We start from the raw sequence: 1,220 nt of genomic DNA, 5'->3' as shown, positions 1-1,220 counted from the left end.
CGCCCGCCTGCACGAGAAGGGGACGCTCGACCGGACGCGCCCGGGGCGTTCCTTCGCCTACGCGCCGGTGGCGGACGCCGCCGGTCTGGCCGCGGGCCGGATGCGCCGGGAGCTGGAGAAGGAACCGCAGCGGGATCTCGTCCTGAAGCGGTTCGTGTCCTCCTTGTCCGCGGGCGACGAGGACGTGCTGCGAAGCCTCCTGCTCGCCGCGGAGAGCGAACAGCTCCCCGGGGCGCAGGACCCGGCGGGGGTGGAGGAGGGATGACGGCGGTCCTGGTGGTGGTCGCCCTGGCCGTGCTCCTGCCCTGGGGTGCGGTGCCCGCGGCGTCCCGGCTCGCGCGGCTGCTCGCACCGCGTGAAGCCGCCCTGGCCCTCGCGGGCACGGCGGTCCTGCTGGCGGGCGGCACCGTCGCGGTGCTGGTCGCGCTCCTCCATGTGCCGTTCCTGGCGGGCCTCGAACAGCTGCCGCTCACCGGGGTGACCACGCACTGGCCGGCGGTGCTGCCGGTCGCGGGCGCCGCCGGGGCCCTGCTCGTCGTGCAGGTCGTCCGGCTGGTGCGGGCCGTGCGCCGCCACCGCGCCCTGCTGTCGCGGGCGTGGCAGCTGACTGCCGGGGCGACGGCGGAGGGCGATGTGCTCGTCGTGCCGGGAGCGGAGGCGGAAGCCTTCGCCCTGCCGCGCCACCGCGGGCGGGCCGGTCGGGTGGTCGTGACGGAGGGCATGCTCGAATCCCTGGGGGCGTCGGAGCGTGCGGTCCTGCTCGCGCACGAGCGGGCCCACCTCCACCGGCGCCACCACCTGTTCTCGGCGGCCGCCGACCTCGCCGCCGCCGTCCATCCGGCCCTCGCGCGGCTGCGGACCGGCCTGGAGTTCCATCTGGAGCGGTGGGCCGACGCCGGAGCGGTGTCCGACCGGAGGCTCGCCGCGACCGCCATCGCCCGTGCCGCACTGGCCGGAGCGACCGGGCCCGGGGGACACGGTGCCCGGCCCCTGTCCGTGAGCACGGGGCCGGTGCCCCTGAGGGTCCAGGCCCTGCTGGCGCCGGCGCCGGCCGGACCGGAGGGGCGGGGTCCCCGGCTGGCCGCCGCGGGTCTCGTCGCCGCGGTGGTGGCCTCGGCCGTGCTGGCGCTGGGCCTGGCGTACGGCCTGCACGAATACGTCGAGTACGCGGCGGAGACGCTCACCGGTCGGTGACCCTTGTGACGACATCGATGTAGACC

At 77.1% G+C, this 1,220-nt stretch carries 2 protein-coding genes; both read left to right on the top strand.

Features of this window, described 5'->3' with window-relative positions:
• A partial coding sequence (locus tag VR45_RS38070) for a BlaI/MecI/CopY family transcriptional regulator (protein WP_045944528.1) occupies positions 1 to 265 on the top strand: 265 nt, incomplete at its 5' end.
• Positions 262 to 1,194 (top strand): M48 family metalloprotease, encoded by a 933-nt coding sequence (locus VR45_RS38065; RefSeq protein ID WP_045944527.1) that lies wholly within the window; start codon positions 262 to 264, stop codon positions 1,192 to 1,194. The genes VR45_RS38070 and VR45_RS38065, both read left to right, overlap by 4 nt.
• The last annotated feature ends 26 nt before the right edge of the window (positions 1,195 to 1,220 follow it).

The organism is Streptomyces sp. NRRL S-495, from assembly GCF_000966955.1.
Taxonomy (GTDB): Bacteria; Actinomycetota; Actinomycetes; order Streptomycetales; family Streptomycetaceae; genus Kitasatospora; species Kitasatospora purpeofusca.
Note: the sequence above shows the minus strand (reverse complement) of the source record. Positions and strands in the feature narration are given on the sequence as shown.